The following is a 25693-nucleotide window of genomic DNA, read 5'->3' on the forward strand; positions in this document are numbered from 1 at the left end:
GTTCCGAACGGCTGTGGTGAGGCGCGCCATGTAGGAAATAGCGCCCGGCATGTCAACGCGGCGAGGTCCGAATCTGCTCGTCTCTGGGGCGCGTTCCGTTCGTCGCCGGGGCGCAACGATCCGACCCGGATTTGCGCGACGAACGGAGCCCATGCGGCCGCGAAATTCGTTGCCCCCCTGTTATGAGACAGAAACCGAAACGATTTCGCATCGCCATGGCCGCGTTAGGCGCGCCCATCGTGCTCCCGCTCACCCCCGCCCTGGCGCAGGACGCGCCGACGGTGGCGCCGCCGCCTATCGTCACGCCCGCGCCGCCGGTCAGCACCGCGCCGCCTCCGGTCGCGACGCCGACTCCCGCTCCGGCGCCAACCCAGACGCCGCGCGTCAGTCTGGCGCCGCTGCCGCCGGTGAGCCCGCAGGCCGAGGCCCAGCCAGCCCAGGAACGGCCGGCCGCGCGGACTCCCGCGCGTCCCGCCCAGCGCTCCGCCACCCGCCCTCGCGCGGTGGCGCCAGTCGAGCGCGCCGCCCCGGCGCCCGTCGAGCCGCTTGCTGCGGAGCCCACGCCGTTTCCCGAAGTGCAGGAGCCGTTCCCCGTCGAGACCCCGCCGGTGCTGACCGCGCCCGAGCCGATCGAGCCGGCGCAACCCGTGGCGAACGATGCGGCCCCGGCCTGGGCGTGGATCGCGGCCGGTGCGGCCTTGCTGCTCGTGCTGCTCGCTTTGTTCGGCTGGCGCCGTCGCCGCGCCCGGACCGAAGAAGCCTATTTTGAGACTCCGGCTTATGCCGCGCCGGTCGCGCCTGCGTCCGAGCCGGTCGCGCCGCGCGCCGCCGTGCATGGCGCCGACCCTGGCGATATCGCTGCGATGGCGGCGAGCTCGCAGCCCGTGGCGGGCCGCCCCTGGCTCGAATTCCTGATGCGCCCGGTCCGCGCCGGGACCGATGCGGACAAGGCAGTCGTGGAGTTCGAGCTGACCGTCGGCAATACCGGTACCGTCCCGGCCCGCGACGTGCGCATCTCCACCTGGATGTTCGCCGCCGGCGAGGGCAGCACCGAGATGGAGCGCAGCCTGATCGCGCCTAATGACGCCAGACGCACCACCGCGACGATCGAGCCGGGCGACGGCGCTCAGGTCGATGCCGCCATCGCGCTGCCGAAGCGGGAACTGCGCGGCAAGGTGCTGCCGGTCGTGGTTGCCGATGCGCGCTACATGCTGCCGGACGGCAGCGAGGGCCGGACCTCGGCGAGCTTCGCGGTCGGCCTGCCCAACGGCGAGGGGCTGGAGCCCTTCGCGGTCGATCTGCCGACCGGCCTGCGCGAGGACGTGGAGGCCCGCCTTCACGGCGAACCGCAGCGCATATGAGGTTGAGGCAAAACAAGGAGGGGCGGTCGTTCGCGGCCGCCCCCTTTCGTATCGGCGTCAGCCCAGCTTCGCGAAACCGCTCGCCAGATCGGCGATCAGATCGTCCGCCGCCTCGATCCCGACCGACAGGCGCAACAGGTCCGGCGTGATCCCGGCCTCGGCCTGTGCTTCGGGCGGCATGCCGCGATGGGTCATGCTGGCGGGCTTGCAGATCAGGGTGGAATGACCGCCCAGCGAGGAAGCGAGGGTGATGAGGCCAAGTCCCGACAGGAAGCGCGAGGCCGCCGCGTCGCCGCCTTTCACCCGGAAGCTCAGCATGAAACCCGGCCCGGCCTGCTGCGCGGCGGCGAGCGCATGATCGGGATGGCTGGCGAGGCCCGGATAGTGGACGATCTCCACCTCCGGCCGCGCTTCCAGCCATTGCGCGATCCGCTGGGCACTGGCCTCGGCCTGGTTGAGCCGGAGCGGCAGGGTGCGCGCCCCGCGCAAAGTCTCCCAGGCATCGCGCGCGCCGGCACAAAGCCCGGCCGCGTTCGCCCACCATTGCAGTTTCTCGACCAGAGCCGGCGATCGCGCGAGCAAGGCCCCGCCGAACAAATCGCCATGGCCGTTGATCGCCTTGGTGGTGGAGTGGAAGACGAGATCGCAGCCCAGTTCCAGCGGCTGTTGCCGTAAGGGCGTGGGCAAGGTGTTGTCGGCGATCGAGAGTGCGCCGGCCGCTGTCGCCAGCCCGGCCACCCGGGCGATGTCGGTGACGCGCAGCAGCGGATTGCTCGGCGTCTCGATCCACACCAAAGCCGTCTCGCGCTCGAGCGCGGCGCCAAGCGCGTCGATGTCGGTCATGTTGACGAAGCTGGCGGTGAGACGGCCCTGCTCCTCCAGTCCCTTCAGAAGCCGCCAGGTGCCGCCATAGCAATCATGCGGCGCCACCACATGGGCGTCACCCGGCACGAGCAGTAAAGCGAGCAAGGCTGCGGACTGGCCGCTGCCGGTGATCGCGCCGCCCGCGGCGCCCTCCAGCTCGGCGAGCAGGTCGCAGAGCATGTCGCGGTTCGGGTTGACGGTGCGGCCGTAATCGTAGGCCGGCTTGTCCTCGGCCGTCGGCCAGCGGAACGTGTCGGACGCCCAGAGTGGCGGTGCAACGCCGTGCAGGCCCGGATCGGCGTCGGGCCGGGCGCCGGCGAGGATGGTGGCGGGATCGCGCTTCGTCATGCTTCCTCCAGGAACGGGCCGATCAGTGCGCCGAGCCGCTGCGCGTCCTTCAGGAACATGTCGTGGCCCCAGAGGCAATCGAGGATGTGGAGCCGTCCATCGGGCAAGGCGGCGGCGAGCGCGGCGCATTGCCCGGGCGGCACCAGCCGGTCGGACGACGCGCCGATGACCAGCGTCGGCGCTCGGATCGCGGCGGGATCGATCCGGTGCCGGTCGATCGAGGCGGACAGACTGAGGAATCGCTCCGGTGACATCACCGCGTCATAGGCCTGCCCGCGCGCGCGCAGATAGGCGCCGGCTTCGGAGACGCCGAGCGGATCCGCGTCCGGGATGCCGCCGGCGAAGCGTTGCGCGAACTCCTCCGGCGTGCGGTAGGTGGTCATCGCCAGCCCGCGCGCGATCGCCAGGCCCTCCGCGCCGCGCCCCGCCTCGATCGCCAGCGCGACGATCCGGCGCTGGAGTTCGCGGATCGCGGTCGCCGCCGGATGCGGCGCGGCGGGGGCGGAGATCACGACCAGCCGCGCGACAAGGTCCGGGCGCCGCTCGGCCAGCGCCAGCGCCACCATCCCGCCATAGGATGCGCCGACGATCGTCGCCGGGCCGCCGCCCGCCGCCACGATCGCCGCCGCCAGAATCTCGGCCTGGTCGTGGGTTGAAGGCGCGGTGCGACCGGTCTCGTCGGCGGCGAAGTCGAGGCCGAGGATGCGCCGGCGCGCCGGGTCGATCGTGCCGATCAGGCCGGGCCACCAGCCGCTTCCGCCCTGCGCCCCAGCGGCGACGAAGCGGTCGGCCGAAATGCCGCCCAGCATCGCCACCAGCGGCCCGCCGCTCCGCCCGCTGAGGCGCGCGGATGTGCGGGCGCCGAACCGGTGCAGCGATACCGGAATCGGCACGTCGATGTCGATGGCGGGGCAGGGCGCGAGATCGGTCATCGGCGCGCTATATCATGAATGTCGAACAGGTCGGCGACGATCGCTTCCGCGGTCGCCGCGCCGCCCGCGCCGCGCCCGACACAGGCGAAGTCGCGGCCGTCGCGGGTCGTCACCCGTGCGCAGTTCCATTCGCCGGGGAGCGCGGGAAGGCCGGCTTCCTCGGCGGGCACGAGTTCGACCCGCGCCGCGCCATCCGTCAGCCGGGCCGCCTGGACCCAGCGCCGGCCGCTGGCACGGATGCGCGCGGCGGCGACATCGTCCAGCTTTTCAGTTGCGACCTCGACGCTGGCAGGATCGACGCCGAACGCTTCGGCCGCGATCAGCTTCAGCTTCGCCGCCGCGTCATGGCCTTCCAGATCGGCCGAGCTGTCCTCTTCGGCGAAGCCGGCGGCGCGCGCCGCGTCCAGCGCGGCCGGCAGGTCCGCGCCGGCATGAAGGCTGTCGAGGATGAAATTGACGGTGCCGTTCAGCACTGCCGCGACCTCGGCCACCTCGCCGCCGCGCCGCGCCTCGGCGATCGTCTCAAGCACCGGCGCAGCGCCGCCGACCGCCGCCGAATGCCGCAAAGCGCGGCCATTGCGCCGCGCGATCGCTCCAAGCTCGGCGCCGGCGCGGGCGACGACGCGCTTGCTGGCGCTGACGACATGGCGGCCGGAAGCGAGCAGACGGCGGGACAGGGCCTCGCCGGTGGCATCGCAGGAGAGGACGTCGATCAGGATGTCGGCGGGCGTGGCGAGGAAGGCCTCCACGTCGCCACTAAGTGGGCAGGGCGGCGTCACGGCGCGGGTGCGGCCGGGATCGCGGACCAGGATCGAGACGATCTCGAAATCCGGTTCGCTGCCGAGCCGCCTCGCGAGCGCCTGGCCGACCACGCCATAGCCGGCCAGCGCGATGCGGAGCGGACGGCGGACCGCGACCGGCGCCGCCGCCCCGGTACAGGGGCCGACGCGGGTCGGCTCGTCGCCGCCGATCCCGGTGACTTCGATCGGCAGGCCGAACTGGGCGGCACGATCGATCGCCTGGGGCTGGATCAGCTTGCCGGCGACGCGGGCGGCATCGGCCCAGCTGATGTCGGTGAAGCGTTTCGGGTCCTTGAGCACGGCCGGATCGCGATCGTAGACCCCGTCCACGTCCTTGTAGAGCCGCACCTTCGCCGCCCCCAACGCCCCGGCCAGAAAGACGGCGGAGAGGTCCGATCCGCCGCGGCCGAGCAGGGTGCGCCGCCCGGCGGCGTCGGTGCCGACGAAACCGGGGACGATGACCACGCCGATTTCCTCCAGAGCGGCCCGCAGCGCCGCATCGGCCAGCGCGACCGGATGGGCATTGAGGCTCTCGCCTATGGTGGCGAGGCCGAGCGCTTCCGGACGGCAGATGACGGCGGGCAGGCCGATCCGGTCGCAGGCGATGCGCAGCAGAGCGGCGGTGCGCTCCTCGCCGAGCGAGACGAGATCGGCGACGCCCGTGCAAGCGATGCCGCCCGCAACCGCAGCGGCCTGTGCGAACAGGGCGTCGGTCTCGCCGGCCAGCGCGGAGACGACCACGACCAGTCGCCAGCCCTCGCGCCGGCGCCGGTAGATCTCGCCCGCCACGCGCGGCAGATCGTCGGTGCCGCGCAGCACCGAGCTGCCGAATTTCAGCACCGCGACGGGCGCGGATGCGGGTTCGGCGAGGGGAGCGGTTTCAACCTTTGAGACGACCGACAGCGACATGACCAATCCTTCTTCACTCGCGAAGGACGATGCTGCCGAAAGACCCCGTATACTTGCCGGTCCGGCCGCATCGTCCCCCAAGGGACCGCCACCTTGCCCGGGAGGGCAGGTTGGCGTGGGCCGAAGCCCACTCTTGATGCACGGATCATGGCTAGCACGATCCGATGGCCAAATCCTTAAGGGCGGGTGGGGCGATCGGTCAAGCCGTTCTTGAGCGCGCCAACGTCTCGTCGCGGACGGATTCGTTTTGCATTGATTTTACGGAAGCATGTCAGGCAGATGTGCGGCCCGCATCGATCAATCAGGATTGCCCGCCCGATGACCTCCAAGTCGCCGTCCGACGGCGCCCCCAGCCAACGCGCCGCGCCGCGCCTGTCGATCGACATGGAGGCGAGCTCGCGCGCCGTCACCGCCAAGCCGTTCAAGGTCAAGGTGCTGGACCTGTCGACCGAAGGCTTCCGGATCGAGGCGTTCGTGATGCTCGAGGTCGGGACCGACATCTGGCTGCGCCTGCCCGGCCTGGAGCCGCGTCACGCCACGGTGATATGGGCGGAAGGCTATGAAGCGGGCTGCGCGTTCAAGCAGCCGCTCCACCAGGCCGTCGTCGAATCGATCGCGGGGCGCTGAGGCCGCAGCCTCAGAGCGAGGCCATGTCGATCACGAAGCGGTACTTCACGTCGCTCTTCAGCATCCGCTCGTAAGCGCCCTCGATCTCGTCCATCCGGATCATCTCGACGTCCGAGACGATGCCGTGTTCGGCGCAGAAATCGAGCATCTCCTGCGTCTCGGCGATGCCGCCGATCAGCGAGCCGGCGATATGCTTGCGCCGGAAGATCAGGCCCGCGACATTGGGCGAGGGATGCGGATCGGCGGGCACGCCGACCAGGGTCATCGTCCCGTCCCGCTTCAGCAGGGCCACGAAGGCGTCGAGATCGTGCGGCGCGGCGACCGTGTTCAGGATGAAATCGAGGCGTTCGGTCTGCGCCGCCATCTGCCCCGCGTCGCGCGAGACGACGACCTCGTCCGCGCCCAGCGCCTTCGCGTCGTCGACCTTGCTCGCCGAGGTGGTGAAGGCGACGACATGGGCGCCCAGGGCCTTGGCGAGCTTGATGCCCATATGGCCGAGCCCGCCGATGCCGACGATGCCGACCTTGCTGCCCGGCCCGACATTCCAGTGGCGCAGGGGGGACCAGGTGGTGATGCCGGCGCAGAGCAGGGGCGCGGCGGCAGCGAGGTCCGCCTCGTCATGGCGGATGGCGAGGACGAACTCCTCGCGCACCACGATCGAGTCGGAATAGCCGCCCAAAGTGTTCTCGCCCGTCACCTTGTCGGTGCCGTTATAGGTGGGGACGAAGCCCACCTCGCAATATTGCTCCAGCCCCTCCGCGCAGGACGGGCAGGCGAGGCAGGAATCGACCAGGCAGCCCACGGCGGCGAGATCGCCGGCCTTGAACTTCGTGACCTCCGGCCCGACCGCACGGACCCGCCCGACGATCTCGTGCCCCGGCACGCACGGGTAGACCGTGCCGTCCCATTCGCTGCGCACCTGATGCAGATCCGAATGGCAGACGCCGCAATAGAGGATGTCGATCGCGACGTCGTTGGGACGCAATTCGCGGCGTTCGAAAGCGAAGGGCGCGAGCGGCGCGTCGGCGGACGGGGCGGCATAGGCTTTGGCGGCGGGCATGGGCGGTCTCCATCGGGTTCGATACGATCATGAGGGATTTCCGGGGCGGCGTCACGGCCGCAACCAAGAATGTCTATCGACAAAGTCAGGGCAAGGTCGGGCCAGGGATGGATGCCTTGCCGCGGCGATTCGGGCGCGGAAGTTGACGAAGTTGACGCCACGTCGGGGAGGAATGCCCCTCCCGAAAGGCTCGGCAGGCTTCGAACAGCGTTCCGGTTCAGCAGAGGAGCCGACTCGGGCATGCCGGCAGCGTGACAGAGCATTTCCTACATTGGAAGCGGTGCCCGCTTTCGGCGGATTGCGGTTCATCGCGGCACCCGGCATGGCGTGCCGATGCCGCGCGCCCGCACCTGGTCCGAAACCCGCATCGCCCTGTTCGTCGCGGCGGGCATCCTGACGCTGTCGCTCGCCTCGCGAGTCGAAATCCCGATGGTGCCGGTGCCGCTGACCCTGCAGAGCTTCGTCGTCGTGCTGATCGGCGCGCTGGGCGGCTGGCGGCTCGCGCTGGTCGCGATCGGCGCCTGGCTGGCGGCCGGGGCGCTGGGCCTGCCGGTGCTGGCCGGCGGGACATCGGGCCTCGACCGGTTCACCGGGCCGACCGCGGGCTATCTGTTCGCCTTCCCGCTGGCCGGGGCTCTGGTCGGCTGGCTGGTCGCGCGCGGCTGGGACCGGACGATCTGGCGGCTGCTTGGCGCCATGCTGCTGGGGCATGCCGTGTGCCTCGGCCTCGGCGCCGGCTGGCTGGCGACATCGATGGGCCTAGCGCGCGCCCTTGATGCGGGCCTGTGGCCCTTCCTGCCGGGCGCGCTCCTCAAATCGGCAGCAGCCGCTTTGATCGTGCGTGCCCTTCGGCGCAGATGAGGCGATCGGCGGGCTCGCTGCGCTCGCACCCACCCCTGGCCCCTCCCTTGCAGGGAGGGGAATGCAGGCCGCTTCCCACTCATAAGAGACACGGGAAAAGGGCGGCCCCATCGGAGCCGCCCTTTCCTGTCGCTGAGATAGCGAAGACGAGATCCCCGCTTTCGCGGGGATGACTCCGTGCGCGCCTTGCGGCGCGCCGGGTCACTTGAGCTCGACGGTGCCGCCGGCTTCCTCGATCTTCTTCTTGATCTCTTCGGCCTCGGCCTTGCCGACGCCTTCCTTGATCGCCTTCGGGGCTTCCTCGACGAGCGCCTTGGCTTCGCCCAGGCCCAGGCCGGTGATCGCGCGGACTTCCTTGATCACGTTGATCTTCTTGCCACCGTCGCCGGTGAGGATCACGTCGAACTCGGTCTGCTCTTCGGCAGCCGGAGCGGCGGCGCCGCCACCGGCCGGGCCGGCAACCGCAACCGCGGCGGCGGCGGAAACGCCCCACTTTTCTTCCAGCGCCTTGGCGAGGTCGGCGGCTTCGAGGACGGTCAGCTCGCTGAGCTGATCGACGAGTGCATTGATGTCTGCCATGTTAAGTCTCCGTTTTCATCTTGTGTCCCTGCGAAAGCAGGGATTCAGTTGCTGGGCTCCTGCTTTCGCAGGAGCGCAAAGGGGTGGTCTTCCTTACGCGGCGTCCCTGGCGGCATAAGCGCCGAACACGCGGGCCAGCTTCGCGGCCGGAGCGTTGACGACCTGCGCGATCTTGGTGCCCGGGGCCTGGACCAGGCCAATGAGCTTCGCACGCAGTTCATCGAGGCTCGGCAGCTCGGCCAGGGCCTTCACGCCGTTCACGTCGAGGAGGGTCTCGCCCATCGCGCCGCCGACGATTTCGAGCTTGTCGTTCGTCTTGGCGAATTCCACCACGGCCTTGGCCGCGGCGACGGGATCGGTCGATGTGGCCAGCGCGGTCGGGCCGGTCAGCATGTCGCTGAGCGGCGCGTAGCGCGTGCCTTCCACGGCGATGAGGGCCAGCGTGTTCTTCGCGACCTTGTAGGCGGCCCCGGTCTCGCGCATCCTGATCCGCAGCTGGGTGGACTGGGCCACCGACAGCCCGAGGTTGCGGGTGATGACCACCACGTTGGCCTCGTCGAACGTCTGCTTGAGCGCCGCGACCGCTTCCTTCTTCTGAGCGCGATCCATGCTGCTTCCTTCCAAACCGCCCGCCGGACCATCCGACGGGCGCAAAGCACGGCATGCGCGAGCGCACACCGCAAAAGTCCGAAGGGGAGGGGTTGCAGCCGAAGACTTCGGCAAGGCCCGGGCGGCAAGCGCGCGCGGGCTACAAATCTCTTCCCCGTCTAGGCCGGAGATTAAGAGGGGAAGCCCCTCACCGGCTGTCTCGGACGGAACGCGAGGGGCAAGCCCCAGGCGAAGCGGGGCCAATACAGGCTATGGCGCGAAAGTCAATGTGGGGGTGAAGCTCGCGCGCCCGGCCGCTTGCGGCAGAAGGCACATCCGGGGCGGGCGTCGCGGCGCGGCAACCGGCCGCGCCGCATTCGCGCGGACGGACCCAACATCGGCCAGCCCACGCAACCCGCCCCCCGTTCGAGGCGTTTCGCTTAGGGACGACAGAGGCGGGAAGTCATGCCCATATCAGGGTATACAGCCCTGATTCCGCTTTCTAATGTGTCGGAAAATGCGCCGCTCTTTGGCGTATGGCAGGAGTGTGTGTGGGGCTTGCCGACGCGTTTGCGCGCGCGCCTTTCGAGGAAGGCGGATGGATCCGGGCGCTCGGCTGTCTCGCCGAAGCGACGGGTTCCGCGCGCGGCCAGCTGATCGGCATCGGCGGCCCGTCGCTGGTACCCTTTAACATGATTTCCAATGTCGACGAGTCGATTCTCCAGTCCTTCCTGGAAATCGACGGCACAAGCCCGCATCGCAATTTTCGCATTGCCGCGAGCGGCCGCATCATGGAGATCGTGCACGAGGAGCATTATGCGCGGGCCCAGTCCCGGCTGCGCGACGATCTCTACAACGATTTCTGCCGGGAGCACGACCTGCCCCACGGCATGCAGACTGCGCTGCAGCAGGGGGAACATTCGCTGATCGGGCTGGCGATGCTGCGGACCGCCCGCGAAGGTCCCAGCGACGCGGATCAGCGGCAGCGGTTCGCCGAAGCGGCGGATCACGCGCTGCGCGCCGTGCGCATCCAGCAGGCGATGGACGGGCAGAGCATGCGGCTCCTGTCCGGATCGCTGGAGCAATTGTCGATCAACGCGGTGATCCTGGACTGTTTCGGGGCGGTGAGGAGCATGACCCCCGCGGCGGAAACGGAGCTGATCGCGGGTACCCGGCTGCGGCTGGCCGGCGCGATGCTGCGGACCGCCCATCCGCGCGAGCAGGGCGAACTGGACATGGCGATCCTGCGCGCGCTGCGCGCGCCGCGACAGGAAAGCGCGCTGGTCCTGCATGGGCTGGCCGGCGGTCAGCCCGCGGCGGCGGCGGTCTTTCCGCTCCAGCTCGACGCCGCGCCCTTCGGCTTCGCGGCCAATGCGATGATCGTCCTGCGTGGAAGCTCGGGGCCGCGGACCGCGACGAGCATCCTGCAACAGGCCATGGGACTGACCGCGAGCGAGGCGGCGGTGGCGTCGTACCTTGCCGAAGGCCTGGACCGCGAGGAAATCGCGGCGCGGCGCGGAGTCTCGCCGACGACGATCCATTCGCAGATCAAGTCGATCTTCGCCAAGGCGGGCGTCACCCGCGAGGTGGAGCTCGTCCTCGCCGTCGCGCGCCTGACCCGGCTCTGACTAGCGTGTCGCGGGCTCCGGTTGCGCCTGCTCTGCCGGAGCGGGCGCCGCGTCGGGCTGCGGCGCGGGCAACTGGCCGGGAGCAGGAGCTGGAGCCGCCTCCTGCCTGGGCGTCCCCTCCTCGTCGTCGCGCTGGCGCAGGCCCGAGCTGCCGCGTTGCAGGAGCCAGCAATCATTGGCTTCGCAGGCGACCAGCGAACCGCTGTCGGTGTTGAGGCGGATGACGCGGCCGTCGTTCGTCGTCGCCACCTGGTAGCGCGCCGGCTCGCCGCCGCCGGACAGATAGATGCCCGCACCGATCAGCGCGCCGGCGAGGACCATGCCGGTCACGATCCGCCGCACCGCCACGTCGATCGTGTCGGCGAGCAGGCTGTCGCGCGCGGGCGGTTCGTCGCGATAGGCGGAACGGTAGCGATGGTCGTCGGTCATTTTCGAGCCCCTCCCGGCGATGCTGTATTATTCAGATAGATCACCAAGGGCAACATAAACGAAAAGGGCCGGAGCGTCGCCGCCCCGGCCCTTCCGATTCGGTTCTTGCCAGCGGTCAGGCCGACGCCACCTCGGCGACGTCGATCTTGAGGCCCGGCCCCATGGTGGAGGAGACCGCCAGCTTCTTGACGTACTTCCCCTTGGCGCCCGACGGCTTCGCCTTGACGATCGCGTCGACGAAGGCGTCGAAGTTCTTGCGCAGGTCCGCTTCGGAGAAGCTCGCCTTGCCGATGCCCGAATGGATGATGCCGGCCTTCTCGACACGGAACTCCACCTGGCCGCCCTTGGCGTCCTTGACCGCCTTGGCGACGTCCGGCGTCACGGTGCCGAGCTTCGGGTTCGGCATCAGGCCCTTGGGGCCGAGCACCTTGCCGAGCCGGCCGACGACGCCCATCATGTCCGGGGTCGCGATGACGCGGTCGAAATCGATCTGGCCGCCCTGGATGGTTTCCATCAGGTCCTCGGCGCCGACGACGTCCGCGCCCGCCTTCTTGGCCTCCTCCGCCTTGTCGCCCTTGGCGAAGACGGCGACGCGCACGTCCTTGCCGGTGCCCGCCGGGAGGGTGACGACGCCGCGCACCATCTGATCGGCGTGACGCGGATCGACGCCGAGGTTCAGCGCGATCTCGATCGTCTCGTCGAACTTGGCGGTGGCATTGGCCTTGGCCAGCTTGATCGCCTCTTCGACGCCGTAAAGCTTCTGCGTGTCGAGCCCGGCCAGCGCCTTCTGCTTCCTGGTCTGTGCCATCGCCTTAGCCCTCCACCACGTCGAGGCCCATCGCGCGGGCGCTGCCTTCGATGATCTTCGTCGCCGACTCGATGTCGTTGGCGTTCAGATCCTTGAACTTCGTCTCGGCGATCGCCTGAAGCTGCGAGCGCTTGATCCTGCCGCCCGACACCTTGCCCGGTTCCTTCGAGCCCGACTTGATGTTCGCCGCCTTCTTGATCAGGAAGCTCGCCGGCGGCGTCTTCGTCTCGAACGAGAAGCTGCGGTCGGCATAGACGGTGATGATGGTGGGGATCGGCATCCCCTTTTCCTGGTCCTGCGTGGCGGCGTTGAACGCCTTGCAGAAATCCATGATGTTGACGCCGCGCTGACCCAGAGCCGGGCCGATCGGCGGCGACGGATTGGCGGCGCCCGCGGGCACCTGGAGCTTGATATAGCCCGTAATCTTCTTCGCCATGTGTCACTCTCTTTCAAGTTTAGCGGTCCAGACGACGGTCCCGAAGAGCCGCCTCCCGCATGAGTTTCCATTGCTGTCGCGTTGGAAGGCGGCGCCCATAGCGCAGGCGGGCGCAAAGCGCAAACGGGAAGGCGGACGCCCGGCGCATTGAAATCGCGCGGCCGGTGGGCGATGGCGATGGGAACGACCGGAGTCCGCCATGTCCGATGCCCCCATGACCCTGCGCGATCTGCCGACCCCCTGCCTGGTGCTCGATGCGGACCGGATGGACCGCAACATCGCGCGGCTGCGGGGCCGGCTGGAGGCGCTGGGGGTCGCGGCGCGGCCGCATTTGAAGACCGGCAAGTCGATCGAGGTGGCGCGGCGGATGATGGCGACGCCGGAGGGGCCGGCGACCGTCTCGACGCTGGCGGAGGCGCGCCGCTTCGTCGAGGCGGGCGTGCGCGACATTACCTATGCGGTGGGGATCACGCCGGCCAAGCTGGACGAGGTGCTGGCTCTGCGCGCCGGGGGCGTCGATCTTGCCGTGCTGCTGGACTCGCCCGAGCAGGCCGAGGCGGTCGCGACGGCGTCGCGTGAAGCGGGCGCGGCGATCCCGGCCTATATCGAGATCGACTGCGACGGGCACCGTGCCGGCGTGGCGCCGGACGATGCGGCGCGCCTGACCGCCATCGCCGCCGCGCTCGCCAAGGGGGCGGAAGTGCGCGGCGTCCTGACCCATGCCGGCGGCAGCTACGGAGCGAAGGGCGCCGAGGCGATGCGCGCCTGCGCCGCGGCGGAGCGCGATGCGGTGGTGACGGCGGCGGGGCATCTGCGCGCCGCCGGCTTCGCTTGCCCGGCGGTCAGCGTCGGCGCCACGCCGACGGCGCATCATGCGGACGATCTCACCGGCGTCACGGAAGTGCGCGCCGGTGTCTATGTCTTCCACGATCTCGTCATGGCCGGACTCGGCGTGTGCGCCCTCGATGACATCGCGATTTCCGTCCTCGCCACCGTGATCGGGCATCAGGCGGAGAAGGGCTGGACCCTGGTCGACGCGGGCTGGATGGCGCTGTCGCGCGACCGGGGCACCGCCGCGCAGGAGGTCGATCAGGGCTATGGCCTGGTCTGCGACCTGGCCGGGCGGCCGTTCGGCGACCTGATCGTGGCCAGCGCCAATCAGGAGCATGGCATCCTCGCGCTCCGGCCCGGTTCGTCCGCCGCGCCGCCGGTACTTGCGGTTGGCGACCGGGTGCGCATCTTCCCCAATCATGCCTGCGCCACGGCCGCGCAGCATGACCGCTATCATGTCGTCGATGGGGCTTCGGACGAAATCCGGGTCGTGTGGCCGCGTTTCGGAGGCTGGTGACGGCGGCGTGCGCCGCCGCTCCCTTACTTGACCCGCTCGACCTGCTCGAACTCGAGCTCGACCGGCGTGGCGCGACCGAAGATCGAGACGGAGACCTTGACCCGGCCCTTCTCGAAATCGAGCTCCTCGACGATGCCGTTGAAGCTGGCGAAGGGGCCGTCCAGCACCTTGATCGAGTCGCCGATCTCGTAATCGACCGAGATGCGCGCCTTGGGCTCGGCCTTGGCGGCCTCGTCCTTGGTGTTGAGGATGCGCGCCGCCTCGGCATCGCTGATCGGCTGCGGCTTGCCCGACGAGCCGAGGAAGCCCGTCACCTTCGGCGTGTTCTTCACCAGGTGATAGACATCGTCGCTCATGGCGAGCTTGGCCAGCACATAGCCGGGGAAGAATTTGCGGTCGCTCGTGACCTTCTTGCCGCGACGGACCTCGGTGACCTTCTCGGTCGGCACCTCGACCGATTCGACGAGCGCGTCGAGGCCCATGCGGGTCGCTTCCGCCATGATGGAATCGCGGACCTTGTTCTCGAAGCCCGAATAAGCGTGGATGATGTACCAGCGGGACATGATGACTTTCCGATACGGTTGGGGGCTCAGCTCAGCAAGCCGAGCAGCGCCTGGACGATCGCGCTGAACGCCGAATCGACCCCGAAGAAGAACAAGGCGAGCAGGGCGGTCATGATGACCACCATGACGCCGGTCATGAGCACCTCGCGACGTCCCGGCCACACGATCTTCGCCGTCTCGGCGCGGACCTGCCGCAGGAATTCGCCGGGATTCACTTTCGCCATGCTCGGCCTCGTTTCGTTTTCACGTTTGCCTGGTCAAGGCGTCCGGACAAGGGCCCGCTGCCCAGTCCCTTGGAACTGGCGCCGCTCTCCACCATGCCGGATTGGGAGCGCTATGTAGCGATGTGGGGAGGGCGGGGCAAGAGCGAAGCCGCGCATGAGTAGCGCGAGCAGCGCTACGAACGCAGACGGCGCCCGCCGGCCGGCGGGGCGACCGGCCCGGAGCCGGGCGAACCCGTCCGACGTCACGGGACAATGGTCCCGTGACGGAGGCTGGCTGCCTTTGCTCCCCGCCTCAGGCGGCCTGTTTCAGCCGCTCCATCTCCCGCGCGAACTCGAAGCGAAGCTGGTCCGCCTCGTCGTCGGGCAGCCAGTTCGCCATTTGCGGGAAGACGATCTGCCACATGCCGGCCTTGCGCGCGTCCCACGGCATCCGGTCGGCCGCGCGGGCGGTGGCGAGCAGGGCATTGAGCTTCTCGCGCACCCGCGCCGGATCGGGCGTCAGGCTCGGCTGCTCGGGATGGGGGATGCGGTCGCCGCCGTCGCCGAACAGGCTGTGCTGGCCGTCACCGAACAGGTCCGTCATCGTCTCGCGCTTCCGCCTCTTCAACCGGCGCGGGGAATCCCAGCTCCGCGCGGGTGAGAGTGTGCGCGAGCGTGTCGTCCAGGACAAGATCGGCCGCGTCAAAACGGTGGATAAGTTCCGCGATCCGCGCCGCCACGTCGCGCAACTCGCGCACGAAGGCGAGATCGGCGGGAAGGCCCGCGCGGCCCTCGATCCAGCGCGGCAGGACGCGATAGCCGCTGACCGCGAAATCCCACACCGCCTGCGGAACGCCGGTGATCCGCCCGCTGCCGTCCGCGCACAGGGCGATCTCGCCGTCGCGGAAAGCGCCGGGCGCGATCTCGCCAGCGGGCTCGCTGGCGAGGCGGCAAAAGCCCGCCGGCTGCGCGGCCGGCGGCCGGGCGAAGGTTTCCAGGCCGCGAATTTCCCGCCCGATCTCGACGGCGCGCAGAAAGACGGCATGATCGGCCGGGAAGGGGATGTGCGGAAACACATCCTCCAGATCCTCGGCGAAGCGGCGCGTGTAGGAGGTGGCAGAGAGCAAGGCGAGGATGGCGTCGAACACGTCCTCGGCTGCGACCGGCACGCCATAGGATTCGGCGAGGCTGGCGACGAGGACGGGGGAGAGGTTGGAGGCGTCGGGGCCTTCGCGGCGGTCGTAAAGGGGGAATGCGTAGCCGCCGCGACCACTGAAAGCATGATAGTCTGGCAAATCGGTATAGCTCCAGGTGGCAGGACCTGCTGACGTGCCGAATGGCATCGAATATAATCCGATGTTCCGTGGTCCCCATGCCCTTTGCATGGCAGGACCTGGGCGATTCAGGAGAGGGAGGTCGTTATAGAAAAATCGACCGTCCAATGGACGATATGCCAGCGGCCTAACAAGAGCGGGATCGAACTTGGAATCTGCTCGCGCGGCTAACGCCGGAGCTACTTTCGAGGGCAAAGAAGCCTCGTTGGTGGCGACGAATATCGGGTCGTTGCCTGACTTCATTCCTGATTTTGAGAAAGCAAAGGCTTCCCTGATCGACAGCCATTCGCCATTCTGAAAAGGTGCTGGCCGCATATCATCGAGCACCCCGCGCTCGACCGCCACGGCGTCCTGCATTTCTCCCGTCGCCGCCTCGTCGAGCAGCCAATCGAGTTTCGCCCGCCGCCGGAACAATTCCTGCTCCCATGAATCCACATAGGTCACATCCGCCAGCGCGCCTTCCGGCTTGCTGCCGTCCGCGATGGCGACCGTGATCGCGGTGCCGACCATGATGTTGAAGACGCCCTCATCGTCCTCGACATCGCCGCGCGGGCCGGCGCGCACGTCGCCGCGCAGATCGACGATCTCGATCCGGTCGAACCGCTCGCGCAGCATCTGCCTGAGGCCTGCATAGGGCCAGCCGGTGAGGAACTTGCGGTTGGAGATGAAGGCGACGACGCCCCGGCGCGGCGCGTTTTCGGATTCGAACAATTTCCAGATCGCCCAGCGCCAGAAGGCGATGGAGAATTCGGGGAAGGTGTTGAGCTGGTTGCCCTTGCCGGCCGCGCGCACCGGCGCCTTCAGATCGTCCCACAGATCGTCCATCCAGCGGCCCACCAGGGTTTCGTTCTCGCCTTCCTCCAGCCGCTTGTAGGGCGGGTTGCCTATGATCGCGAGGATCGGCTGCTCGGTCTTGATCCGGTTCGCCTCGCGCCGCTCCTCGTCGATCGGCAGGCCCTGAATGCCGAGCTCGCCGACCGGCGTGATCGCGCCCGGACGGGAGAGCGTATCGGCGAGATAGACGCCGAGGCGCGGCAGGTTCACCGGCTGCGGCGCCTCCTCGCCCGCGTCCGGCGCGCGGTTCCGCAGCGCGTGGTGGAGCCGGTAGTGCGCGACCGCGTAGGGGCCGACGAGCAATTCGAAGCCGAACATCCGCCCGGCGAGATCGCCCAGCGCCATCGCCGCCTCGACCCCGCCCGCTTCGGCCGTCACCTGATCGCGCACCCGTTCGGCGACACCGAGCAGGAAGGTGCCGGTGCCCGTCGCCGGATCGAGGATGGTGACGGCGGGATCGCGCAGACCCTGCGTCCCCAGCCGATCGCGCAGCGCCCGATCGAGCGCGCCCGTCATGTAGCGCACGACCTCGATCGGCGTGTAGTAAACGCCGTATCTCTCTCGTGCCCTGGGATCGAAGGTCTGGAGGAAATCCTCGTAGAAATAGAGGATCGGATCGCGTCCGTCCGGGCCGAGCGCGAGGATTTCCGGCGCGAAGCTGTTCACCGTGTCGCGCATCACATCGAAGCCGATGCCGGTTTCGCGCGCGACCTCCGGTTCGCTGAGCACGCGCAGGGCCGCCTGCATCAGCGGATGCTCGCCCGGCATTTCCCGCCAGGCATCCGCGCCCACGTCCCGGCCCGTCGCCTCGCGCACCAGCAGCAGGCCGAAGGCGAGCGTCTGGGCGAAGGCGGAGGAGAAAAGCGCGTCGAAATCCGCCGCCGAATAGCCGCCGGCCTCCGGATGCGCGTAGAGCACGTTGCGGAACGTCTCGCGCACCAGGATGAGCGGGTGGCGGGCATGCTCGTCGCCACGCAACTCGCCAAGCCGCTCCTGCACCGCGCTGCGGACCAGCCGGGCCGAATGCGCCATCAACTCGGCGAGATGCTGGGCGTTGCGTGCCGCTGGCGCGTCCGCGCGGGCCAAAGTGGCGAGCAGGCCGAGGAACGGTGCGGGATCGTGTCCGGCGATCAGTCGGTCGGCGGTCGCATCCGGCGTGTCGGGGTTCAGCGCGCGAAGCGGAACGATCGCCGCCGATCCCAATGCCTCGTCGCGGCCGAACAGGTGGAAATCGACGAAATTGGAGGACGCCCACCATGCCAGTTCCCGCAGCCGCTCATATTGCCGCTTGTCATGAGCATCGCGCCATCGTTCGGGATTTGCGGGTTTCGATGGCGCCTTGAGTTCCACGAAAGCGCGTGGCGGCTGACCCTGTCGAACCAATGCGATATCGGGCCGGCCGATGCCCGGGTTGCGGTATTCGGGTGAAACGGTCAGCGCCGGGACGGCCGGAAGGAGCGGCAGCAATTCGTCGACGAGCTGCTGGAAGGCTGGCGCGAGCCCGGTTTCCGGCGTGTTCGGGTTCGCGCGCAGGAGATCGCGAATCCGGCGTGCATAAGCTTGCAGTCGTTGCGTCGGCATCGCCCCTCCCAAAGGCCTTCCTAGCAGCCTCGTCGTCGCTCGCCACCCCTCAAAGGAGAGCTTTCCTACAGGCATTGTTCCTGTTATGTTCGATTCGGCTATTTGCAAATGTCGAATCGCCGCGCGGCGTCGCCGTGCGTCATGTGGGCGATGTTGATGAAGTTCGCCGGGCGGCCCACGTCGGACCCGACGTGCGTTCTTGGACTAACTTTTGGCGCCGCCGCCGCGCGGGGAATGGGTCGAGGGACCGCTGAGGCCGTCACGAACTGAATTCGTGACGTCGATCGGGCTCCGCTTCGCGGACCCGTCGGCCGGCCGTTCGCATGCCCTTCGGCCAACGCGGCTATGCCGCTTGCTCCGGCATGGCAGGAGTGGAGGGATTCGAACCCACGACCCTCGGTTTTGGAGACCGATGCTCTAACCGGACTGAGCTACACTCCTAGGCCAGGGCCGGCGACTTAGCGGGCGGCGGGGAAGGGCGCAAGGGTAAGCTCGCCGAACCGGGCGATAGCGGGGCGTTGTCCGTCAGGCGGCGGCGCGCTTCGCCTGTTCGGCCAGCATCGCCCGCGCCGTCGAGGCGGCGATGGGGCGGGAGAAGATGAAGCCCTGGATGCGATCGCAGCCGAGCGCGCGGACGAGATCGAGCTGCTCGTCATTGGCGACGCCTTCGGCCACCGTCTTCATGCCGAGGCTGCCGGCGAGCGCGACGACGGCGCGGATGATCGCGGTGCTTTCCGGATCCTGCTGTGAAATCGACTGGACGAAGGAGCGGTCGATCTTGAGCGTGTCGAAATCGGCCTTCCGCAGATAGCCGAGCGAGGAATAGCCGGTGCCGAAATCGTCCATCGCCAGGCGTACGCCGAGGCTCTGAATCTGCTGGAGGATCTTCTGGGTGGCAGTCGACAGCTCGAGGAAGACCGTCTCGGTGACCTCCAGCTCCAGCCGGCGCGGCTCAAGGCCCGCCTGGGTGAGCGCCGAGACGAGCGTGACGATGAAGCCGGGATCGCGCAACTGGCGCGGTGAGACGTTGACGGCGACCGAGATCTCGTCGGGCCAGTTCGTCGCCTCGCGGCAGGCGGTGCGAAGCACCCATTCGCCGATCCGGCCCAGCATCCCCGTTTCCTCGGCGATCGGAATGAATTTCGCCGGCGAAATCTGGCCGAGCTCCGGATTGTGCCAGCGCAGCAACGCCTCGAAGCTGCGGATCTGAAGGCTGTCGGCGTCGACGACCGGCTGATAGTTCAGCGAGAACTCCCCGGCATCGACGGCGCCGCGCAACGCCAGCTCGATCTTGCGCCGTTCCTCCGCACGCGCATGGAAGGAGGGGTCGAAGAACCGGATATCGTTGCCGTTCGCGCCCTTGGCCCGATAGAGCGCGAGATCGGCGCTGCGGATCAGCTCTTCGACCGTATCGCCGTCGCGCGGGCCGATCGCGGCGCCGATGCAGGCGCCGACGAAGAGACGCTGATCGCGATAGAGGAAGGGCCCCTGGAGCGCTCCGACGAGCGCGAGGCACAGCTGCTCCAGCTCGTCCTTGCTCTCGATCTGGGGCACCACGATCGCGAATTCGTCGCCGCCGAGCCGGCCCGCGGTCATCTCGTCGGAGATCACCGTCTCGAAGCAGCGCGCGACCTGCTGCAGCAGATGATCGCCGGCGACATGACCGAGCGAATCGTTGATTGTCTTGAAGCGATCGAGATCGACCAGCAGGATCGCACATTCATGGCCCCCGTCCCGGGCCGAGGCCAGAGCGGATGCCAGATTCTCGATGAGCTGCAGCCGGTTGGGAAGGCCGGTCAGCGCATCATGGCGCGCCATGTGCGCGATGCGATCGGCCGCCTGGCGCGCGACCGTGACATCCGATCCGACGCCCCGATAGCCGATGAAGCGACCCTGCGGGCTGAACATCGGCCGCGCCGACAAGGCGATGCTCTTCACCGCATTGCCGACCGGCACGTTGATCACCAGCTCGGTGATTGCCTCGCGTCGCGCGGCGCTGGCTTCGGCGGCCGCGAGGAGGCGCCGGGTCGGCTGTTCGGCGCGCGGCGCGTCGCGCAGCAGATCGAGCAGCGAGAGACCTTCGAGCTCCTCGACGCTGCGCCCGATGGCCCGCGCGAAGCGTGCCGACACGTTCTGAAAGGCGAGCTTGCCGTTGGTCTGCCACAGCCAGTCAGCGTCGGAACTTTCATATTCGCGCAGCAACAGGCTGACCGTCTCCTGCCGCTCATCGAGCATGAAATCGAGATATTTGCGCTGCATGAAGGCGCGGCCGTTCATCACCACGATCATCAGCATCGCTGCGGTATAGATCGGCCCCATCATCATGATGACGTAGGATTCGGTCGACATCAGCATGCGGGTGGCGGCGACGCCCATGATGAGGACGTAGGCCGCCGCCGCCGCCGGGATCGGCGAGAAGACGAAGGCGGCGCCCGCCATCATCGTCGCGGTCATCACGCCGAGCGCGAGCTGCTGGCCGTGCGTCGCATGTTCGAAGAAGAAGCGCGCCGGCATCGCCCAGACCAGGCCGAAGAAGATGCTGTGATAGGCGGCGCGGTTGATCGTCTTGCGGGGGAGCGAATGGAGCTGGCGGCCGCGCAGGCGGCGGCGATGGCTGATCGTGTAGCAGATCAGCAGCGCCAGGCTGCCCAGCCACAGCGCCATCTCCATCGGCGGCGCGCGATCGTGCATCATGTAGACGATGAGGAGCGCGTTGAACGTCTGGCCGAGGGCGCCGATCATCATCGCCTTGCCCATCTCGTGCAACTGCGCGGCGCGCACACGTCCCCACCCCCTGCTGCCAGGAGGTGCGGCACGATTGAACACGACGCGCCAGTCGAGTTTGGGCAGGCTTTTTTCGGTCATGGCGCTCCCAGAGGGAAGCCATAGCTGTGAAAGCGTTAGAGAAGCGTTATCCGATTCCGTTCAGGCACGCCGGTTTTCAGGCGGCGATATCGTAGATCTGGATTTCGCCCGACAGATAGAGATTGCGCGCCTTGGCGCGCGACAGCTTGCCGGAGCTGGTGCGCGGCAGGGAGCGCGGCGGCACCAGCTCGATCACGCAGTTGATCCCGGTGATCGCCCGGACCCGCTCGCGGATCGCCTCGCGCAGTCGGCCGCGCTCGCCGAGATCGGACGTACGGCACTGGACCAGCACCGCCGGCGTTTCCTCGCCGCCCGGCGTGGTGATCGAGAAGGCGGCGATGTCGCCGGCCTTGAAGCCGGGCAGCTGCTCCACCGCCCATTCGATGTCCTGCGGCCAGTGATTCTTGCCGTTGATGATGATCATGTCCTTGGCGCGGCCGACGATGTAGAGATAGGCGTTGGACAAATAGCCCATGTCGCCGGTGTCCAGCCATCCGTCGGCATCGAGGCAGGCCTGCGTCGCTTCCTCGTCGCGGAAATAGCCGACCATGACCGAGCTGCCCCGGCAATGGACCTTGCCGATCTCGCGCTCGCCGAGCGGCGTGCCGTCGTCGTCGCGGATCACCACCTCCATGTCGCGGACCGGCTTGCCGCAATTGACCACGGCACGATAGCGCTGCGGCCGGTCGCGCTCGCTGGCCGAGCCGCCGGCGAGCAGGGTCTCCTCGACCATCTCGACGACGATGCCCTCGCCCGGCGGCATCACGGTGACGGCGAGCGTCGCCTCGGCCAGACCGTAGCTGGGCAGGAAGCTGCGCGCGTCGAAACCCGCCGGCGCGAAGGTATCGACGAACGACTGCATGACGTCGGGCCGGATCATGTCGGCGCCGTTGCCCGCCACCCGCCAGCGCGACAGATCGAAGCGGTTCGCCACATCGGTCTGGCTCGACACCCGCCGCGCGCAGATATCGTATCCGAATGTCGGCGAATAACTCATTGAATTCTGTTTGTTTCTGGTGATGAGATCGAGCCAGGCAAGCGGCCGCCGGGCGAAGTCCTCGGTCTTCAGATAATCGACCGACATCTGGTTCGCGACCATCGAGAGCATGCAGCCGACCAGCCCCATGTCGTGATAGAAAGGCAGCCAGGAGACGCCCCGGTCGCCCTTTCCGATATGCATCGAATGGGCATGGGCGGCGAGATTGGCGAGCAGCGCGCGATGCGTGATGACGACGCCGTGCGGGAAGCGGGTCGAGCCGCTGGAATATTGCAGATAGGCAATGTCGTCAGGCGCGGCCCGGTGCAGTGGCACCTCCGGCGCAGCCTCCCGGCCGAAGCTTTCCCAGTCCAGGCTGGCGACATGGCAGCTTTCCGCGGCTGCGGCGGCCATGACCAGTTCGGCCGGATGGAAGAGAAGCGCCGGATCGGCGCTGTCGAGCTGCACCTTGAGCTGTTCGATATAGGCGTCGCGCCCGCCGAACGAGGTGGGCAGCGGCAGCGGGATCGGCCAGGCGCCGGCATAAAGCGCCCCGAAGAAGAGCGCGACGAATTCCGGCGCGGTCTCGGCGATCAGCGCGATGCGGTCGCCCGGCCGAATGCCGCGTGCGATCAGCCGGCGCGCATTGGCGACCGCATCGGCGCGCAGCTCAGCATAGGGATAGACGCGCACCAGCATCGCGCGCGCGTCGTGGAAGTTCATGCCGCGTGTGCTGTCGGCGACATAATCGAGCGCCTCGGTCATCGTCGCGAAATCGGCCCGCCGGTGCGGCAAAGCGTCATCGGTCGGCGTCGGCTGGAGCGGTTCGTTCATTGGGGCGGTCGTGTCCCGAAAATGCGATTCAGCCGCCGCCCATAGCCGACGGGGCGCGTTCATAATCCGGCTCGACTGTGGCACAAACATGGCCATGACGTTCCGACCATCGCGCATGCCGAGGCAGCCATTCGACGCGGAGCGGCTCGAGCAGGCGGCCCTGACCTATGTCGGGCGCTATGCGACGACTCGCGCCAGGCTCGCCGCCTATCTGCGCCGCAAGCTCGCCGAGCGCGGCTGGGACGGGCCGGAAGAGCCGCCCGTCGCGGCGCTTGTCGCACACATGGCACGGCTCGGCTTTGTCGACGACCGCGCCTTCGCCGCTGCCCGCGCCGCGTCGCTCGGCCGGCGCGGTTACGGCGCGCGCCGGGTCGACGAGGCGCTGCGCGCCGCCGGCGTTGAGAAGGAGGACGTCGCCGAGGCCAGGAAAAGGGCGGACGCAGACGCCTGGCAGGCCGCGCTGCGTTTCGCCGAGCGGCGGCGGATCGGGCCGTTTGCGGCACACGTGCCAGATCGTAACGCTTACGAAAAGAGTCTTGCGGCGATGCTGCGCGCGGGCCATCCTGTCCACTTGGCGCGACGGCTTATTTCGGCGCGACCGGGCGAGGTCCCGGAACCGGACGACGCGTAAACGGCGGCGGTTCACAAATGTTAAAATAGTGGTAATTTTACGGGGTGCCGGAGCCGGTGGACCAATTGAGCATGTCGAGCGACGATATCATTGTCAGTGGCTCGTCCGTTCCCGACGGGAGCGGCGCGGATGCCGCGCTCGTCGATGAAAGCCTGCAGCGGCTGGTGGGCAGCGTGAAGTGGTTCGACGCCACGCGCGGCTTCGGCTTCATCGTCAGCGACGAGGCGGACGGCGATATCCTCGTCCATTTCAGTGTGCTCAAGGAGCATGACCGCCGCAGCCTGCCCGAGGGCGCGATTATCGAATGTCTGGTCGCGGCGCAGGAGCGCGGACTGCAGGCGCGCAAGGTGATCGATATCGATTTGAGCCAGGCGATCCTGCCCGAGCCGGGGCGCTGCCCGCCGGCGCGCGCCGACCGAATCGATCCCGCCGCCCTGATCGGCGATGCCGGCGAATTCGAGCCGGTCCACGTCAAATGGTTCAACCGGCTGCGCGGCTACGGTTTCCTGGTTCGCGACGAGGACGAGACGCAGGACATCTTCGTCCACATGGAAACGGTGCGCCGCGGCGGAATGAGCGACCTGGCGCCGGATCAGGCGCTGAAGGCGCGGATCGCGGTCGGCAAGAAAGGACCGCTGGCGGTCGAGATCGAACCGGCCTGACGCCGGCCGCCAGGCAGCCGGCGCGCAAGCCCTTGCGCGCGCCATCGCATAGCGGCTAGGCGCGCGTCATGGGTTTCTTCAAGAATCTCTTCACCTGGTGGGAAGGCGCCTCGACCGGCACCCGGCTCCACAACTGGCGCCATGGCCGCAAGGTCGGCGCGGACACGGCCGGCAACGCCTATTTCGAAGGCAAGAAGGACGGCCGGCGCTGGGTGATCTATGCCGGTTCGAACGACGTCAGCCGGGTGCCGCCGGAATGGTATGCCTGGCTCACCCGCCAGATCGACGCGGTCCCGGACGAGGCGTTGCCGCCGCCGCCGGCCTTCCTGCGCGCGGCGACGCCGAATCTGACCGGCACGCCGCTCGCCTTCCGTCCGCCCGGCGCGCTGGAGCGCGGTGGCCACCGCGCCGCCGCGACCGGCGATTATCAGGCCTGGATGCCCGACTGAGCCATGGCCGTGCGCGCCGCAATCGGGATCCTCGCGGGCCTCGCGGCCCTGAGCGCGTGCGGGCCGAGAGGCGCCCAGGTCCAGAACGAAGCGGGCAACGAAACCACCGAGACGATCGACGTGCCGCAGACGGTGGACCGGTTGCCGACCGGCACCACGCCGATGGCCGAGCGCGTCGCCGTCATCCGGCTGCTCAACAAGCGCAACGGGCATATGCGCGAATTCGAGCTGCGGCCCGGCCAGGCGGTGCGCGCCGGCGACGTGATCGTAAGGCTGCGCGCCTGCGAGACGACCGCGCCATGGGAGGTGCAGCAGCTGACCGGCGCCTTCGTCCAGCTCGACGTGGCCAATCCGCAGGGGCAGTTCCAGCGCGTCTTCTCCGGCTGGCTTTATGCCGAATCGCCGGGGCTCAACGTCGTCGAGCACCCGATCTACGATGTGTGGCCGAGAAGCTGCGCGATGACCCATCCCGAAGGCGGCGAACCCGCCTCGGCGCCGCGCGCCGCGAGCAGCGAATCCAGCGCCTCGAACGAGACCGCCCCGGCTCCCGCATCGTCCGAAACACCGCCGCCGCCCGCACCAGAGCCTTCGCCGAGCGCGGAGGAGAGCAACTGAAGATAGCTTTCCTGCGTGATCTCGATCGCGCCGAGGCTCTTCAGATGGCCGGTCATGAACTGGCAGTCGAGCAGCGCGAAGCCGCCGACGATCAAGCGCGCCACCAGCCAGGCGAGCGCCACTTTCGACGCGTCGGCGCGGAGCGAGAACATGCTCTCGCCGAAAAAGGCCCGGCCGAGCCGGACGCCGTAGAGGCCGCCGACCAGATCCGCGTCCTCCCACACCTCGATCGAATGGGCATGGCCGAGCAGGTGGAGATGGGCGTAGCTCGATTCGATCTCGGCATTGATCCAGGTGTCCGTGCGCCGGGCGCAGGCGAGGACGACCTCGCCGAACGCCTGGTCGCGCGTGACCGCGAACCGGTTCGACCGCAAGGTCTTGCGCAGCGAGCGCGCCAGATGGAACCCGTCCAGCGGCAGGATCGCGCGGCGGCGCGGCTGCACCCAGAAGACGTCCGGCGCATCGCGTCCGTCCGACATCGGGAAGGCGCCGATCGCATAAGCGCGCAGCAGCAATTCCGGATCGATCGTCATGCCTTCAGCCTATCGCCGGGCAGGTCCGGCGGGCA

At 68.5% G+C, this 25693-nt stretch carries 24 protein-coding genes, 1 tRNA gene, 1 pseudogene and 1 riboswitch; of the genes and pseudogenes, 9 read left to right on the forward strand and 17 right to left on the reverse strand.

Annotated features, from left to right (window positions below; genetic code table 11):
* Window positions 1-239: 239 nt before the first annotated feature.
* Entirely contained in the window at window positions 240-1361 is a 1122-nt protein-coding gene (locus KF780_07415) for a hypothetical protein (protein MBX3561630.1), read from the forward strand.
* 57 nt (window positions 1362-1418) lie between these two features.
* On the opposite strand, the gene KF780_07420 is transcribed toward KF780_07415, so the two are convergent.
* The 3 genes from KF780_07420 to KF780_07430 are packed head-to-tail and all read right to left on the reverse strand — an operon-like array spanning window position 1419 to window position 5214.
* Window positions 1419-2573 carry a PLP-dependent transferase gene (locus KF780_07420; GenBank protein ID MBX3561631.1) on the reverse strand — a complete coding sequence of 385 codons (1155 nt, stop codon included), beginning with the start codon at window positions 2571-2573 and terminating at the stop codon, window positions 1419-1421.
* Window positions 2570-3505: an alpha/beta fold hydrolase gene (locus KF780_07425; protein ID MBX3561632.1), complete on the reverse strand. Its 936-nt coding sequence runs from the start codon at window positions 3503-3505 to the stop codon at window positions 2570-2572. Before KF780_07425 ends, KF780_07420 begins: the two co-directional genes overlap by 4 nt.
* On the reverse strand, window positions 3502-5214 hold the full coding sequence (locus KF780_07430; GenBank protein ID MBX3561633.1) for a hypothetical protein: 1713 nt from the start codon (window positions 5212-5214) through the stop codon (window positions 3502-3504). Before KF780_07430 ends, KF780_07425 begins: the two co-directional genes overlap by 4 nt.
* A 39-nt stretch (window positions 5215-5253) precedes the next feature.
* Window positions 5254-5359: riboswitch (SAM riboswitch) on the reverse strand.
* A 173-nt stretch (window positions 5360-5532) separates the two neighbouring features.
* Between KF780_07430 and KF780_07435 the strand changes: the two genes are divergently transcribed.
* On the forward strand, window positions 5533-5841 hold the full coding sequence (locus KF780_07435; protein ID MBX3561634.1) for a PilZ domain-containing protein: 309 nt from the start codon (window positions 5533-5535) through the stop codon (window positions 5839-5841).
* A 10-nt stretch (window positions 5842-5851) separates the two neighbouring features.
* Here KF780_07435 and KF780_07440 read toward each other — a convergent pair whose 3' ends face one another.
* The gene (locus KF780_07440) at window positions 5852-6901 is read right to left on the reverse strand and encodes an NAD(P)-dependent alcohol dehydrogenase (protein MBX3561635.1); all 1050 of its coding nucleotides are present in this window, start codon (window positions 6899-6901) and stop codon (window positions 5852-5854) included.
* A 333-nt stretch (window positions 6902-7234) separates the two neighbouring features.
* Here KF780_07440 and KF780_07445 point away from each other — a divergent pair, with 333 nt between their 5' ends.
* Window positions 7235-7762 carry a biotin transporter BioY gene (locus KF780_07445; GenBank protein ID MBX3561636.1) on the forward strand — a complete coding sequence of 176 codons (528 nt, stop codon included), beginning with the start codon at window positions 7235-7237 and terminating at the stop codon, window positions 7760-7762.
* Between the two features lie 201 nt (window positions 7763-7963).
* Here the strand turns inward: KF780_07445 and rplL are convergent, their stop codons facing one another.
* A complete protein-coding gene (gene rplL / locus KF780_07450; protein MBX3561637.1) occupies window positions 7964-8341 on the reverse strand; it encodes a 50S ribosomal protein L7/L12 in 378 nt (125 codons plus the stop codon).
* Between the two features lie 93 nt (window positions 8342-8434).
* Window positions 8435-8950 (reverse strand): 50S ribosomal protein L10, encoded by a 516-nt coding sequence (rplJ, locus tag KF780_07455; protein MBX3561638.1) that lies wholly within the window; start codon window positions 8948-8950, stop codon window positions 8435-8437.
* A gap of 530 nt (window positions 8951-9480) precedes the next feature.
* On the opposite strand from rplJ, the gene KF780_07460 reads away from it, so the two are divergent.
* The gene (locus KF780_07460; protein ID MBX3561639.1) at window positions 9481-10557 is read left to right on the forward strand and encodes a helix-turn-helix transcriptional regulator; all 1077 of its coding nucleotides are present in this window, start codon (window positions 9481-9483) and stop codon (window positions 10555-10557) included.
* Here KF780_07460 and KF780_07465 read toward each other — a convergent pair whose 3' ends face one another.
* The 3 genes from KF780_07465 to rplK form a co-directional block, all read right to left on the reverse strand.
* Window positions 10558-10986 carry a hypothetical protein gene (locus KF780_07465; protein ID MBX3561640.1) on the reverse strand — a complete coding sequence of 143 codons (429 nt, stop codon included), beginning with the start codon at window positions 10984-10986 and terminating at the stop codon, window positions 10558-10560. It abuts the gene before it with no gap.
* A gap of 115 nt (window positions 10987-11101) precedes the next feature.
* Entirely contained in the window at window positions 11102-11794 is a 693-nt protein-coding gene (gene rplA / locus KF780_07470; GenBank protein MBX3561641.1) for a 50S ribosomal protein L1, read from the reverse strand.
* A gap of 4 nt (window positions 11795-11798) precedes the next feature.
* The gene (gene rplK, locus KF780_07475) at window positions 11799-12230 is read right to left on the reverse strand and encodes a 50S ribosomal protein L11 (protein MBX3561642.1); all 432 of its coding nucleotides are present in this window, start codon (window positions 12228-12230) and stop codon (window positions 11799-11801) included.
* A 265-nt stretch (window positions 12231-12495) separates the two neighbouring features.
* Here rplK and KF780_07480 point away from each other — a divergent pair, with 265 nt between their 5' ends.
* Window positions 12496-13578, forward strand: coding sequence for an alanine racemase (locus KF780_07480; protein ID MBX3561643.1), 1083 nt, complete (start codon window positions 12496-12498; stop codon window positions 13576-13578).
* Window positions 13579-13601: 23 nt separating this feature from the next.
* Here the strand turns inward: KF780_07480 and nusG are convergent, their stop codons facing one another.
* The 7 genes from nusG to KF780_07515 all read right to left on the reverse strand — a co-directional run bounded on the left by nusG (window position 13602) and on the right by KF780_07515 (window position 22768).
* Window positions 13602-14141 (reverse strand): transcription termination/antitermination protein NusG, encoded by a 540-nt coding sequence (gene nusG, locus KF780_07485; GenBank protein ID MBX3561644.1) that lies wholly within the window; start codon window positions 14139-14141, stop codon window positions 13602-13604.
* Between the two features lie 26 nt (window positions 14142-14167).
* Complete coding sequence (secE, locus tag KF780_07490; protein ID MBX3561645.1) at window positions 14168-14365, reverse strand: preprotein translocase subunit SecE; 198 nt, start codon at window positions 14363-14365, stop codon at window positions 14168-14170.
* 292 nt (window positions 14366-14657) lie between these two features.
* The gene (locus KF780_07495; protein MBX3561646.1) at window positions 14658-14948 is read right to left on the reverse strand and encodes a hypothetical protein; all 291 of its coding nucleotides are present in this window, start codon (window positions 14946-14948) and stop codon (window positions 14658-14660) included.
* The gene (locus KF780_07500) at window positions 14929-18093 is read right to left on the reverse strand and encodes an N-6 DNA methylase (GenBank protein MBX3561647.1); all 3165 of its coding nucleotides are present in this window, start codon (window positions 18091-18093) and stop codon (window positions 14929-14931) included. Before KF780_07500 ends, KF780_07495 begins: the two co-directional genes overlap by 20 nt.
* A 363-nt stretch (window positions 18094-18456) precedes the next feature.
* Window positions 18457-18534 (reverse strand) — tRNA-Trp (locus tag KF780_07505).
* 84 nt (window positions 18535-18618) lie between these two features.
* A complete protein-coding gene (locus KF780_07510) occupies window positions 18619-20958 on the reverse strand; it encodes an EAL domain-containing protein (GenBank protein ID MBX3561648.1) in 2340 nt (779 codons plus the stop codon).
* 76 nt (window positions 20959-21034) lie between these two features.
* Complete coding sequence (locus KF780_07515) at window positions 21035-22768, reverse strand: fatty acyl-AMP ligase (protein MBX3561649.1); 1734 nt, start codon at window positions 22766-22768, stop codon at window positions 21035-21037.
* Window positions 22769-22856: 88 nt separating this feature from the next.
* Between KF780_07515 and KF780_07520 the strand changes: the two genes are divergently transcribed.
* From KF780_07520 to KF780_07535, 4 genes and pseudogenes are all read left to right on the forward strand, one after another.
* Window positions 22857-23399 carry a RecX family transcriptional regulator gene (locus KF780_07520; GenBank protein MBX3561650.1) on the forward strand — a complete coding sequence of 181 codons (543 nt, stop codon included), beginning with the start codon at window positions 22857-22859 and terminating at the stop codon, window positions 23397-23399.
* 71 nt (window positions 23400-23470) lie between these two features.
* On the forward strand, window positions 23471-24061 hold the full coding sequence (locus tag KF780_07525; protein MBX3561651.1) for a CspA family cold shock protein: 591 nt from the start codon (window positions 23471-23473) through the stop codon (window positions 24059-24061).
* A gap of 68 nt (window positions 24062-24129) precedes the next feature.
* Window positions 24130-24510 carry an NADH:ubiquinone oxidoreductase subunit NDUFA12 gene (locus KF780_07530; GenBank protein MBX3561652.1) on the forward strand — a complete coding sequence of 127 codons (381 nt, stop codon included), beginning with the start codon at window positions 24130-24132 and terminating at the stop codon, window positions 24508-24510.
* A gap of 3 nt (window positions 24511-24513) precedes the next feature.
* Window positions 24514-25005, forward strand: a pseudogene (locus KF780_07535) (DUF2155 domain-containing protein).
* Here the strand turns inward: KF780_07535 and aat are convergent.
* Window positions 24942-25658: a leucyl/phenylalanyl-tRNA--protein transferase gene (aat, locus tag KF780_07540; protein MBX3561653.1), complete on the reverse strand. Its 717-nt coding sequence runs from the start codon at window positions 25656-25658 to the stop codon at window positions 24942-24944. The pseudogene KF780_07535 and the gene aat sit on opposite strands and share 64 nt — an antisense overlap.
* Window positions 25659-25693 lie beyond the last annotated feature (35 nt).

Origin of the sequence: Sphingomonas sp. (genome assembly GCA_019635535.1) — a bacterium.
Lineage (GTDB): Bacteria > Pseudomonadota > Alphaproteobacteria > Sphingomonadales > Sphingomonadaceae > Allosphingosinicella.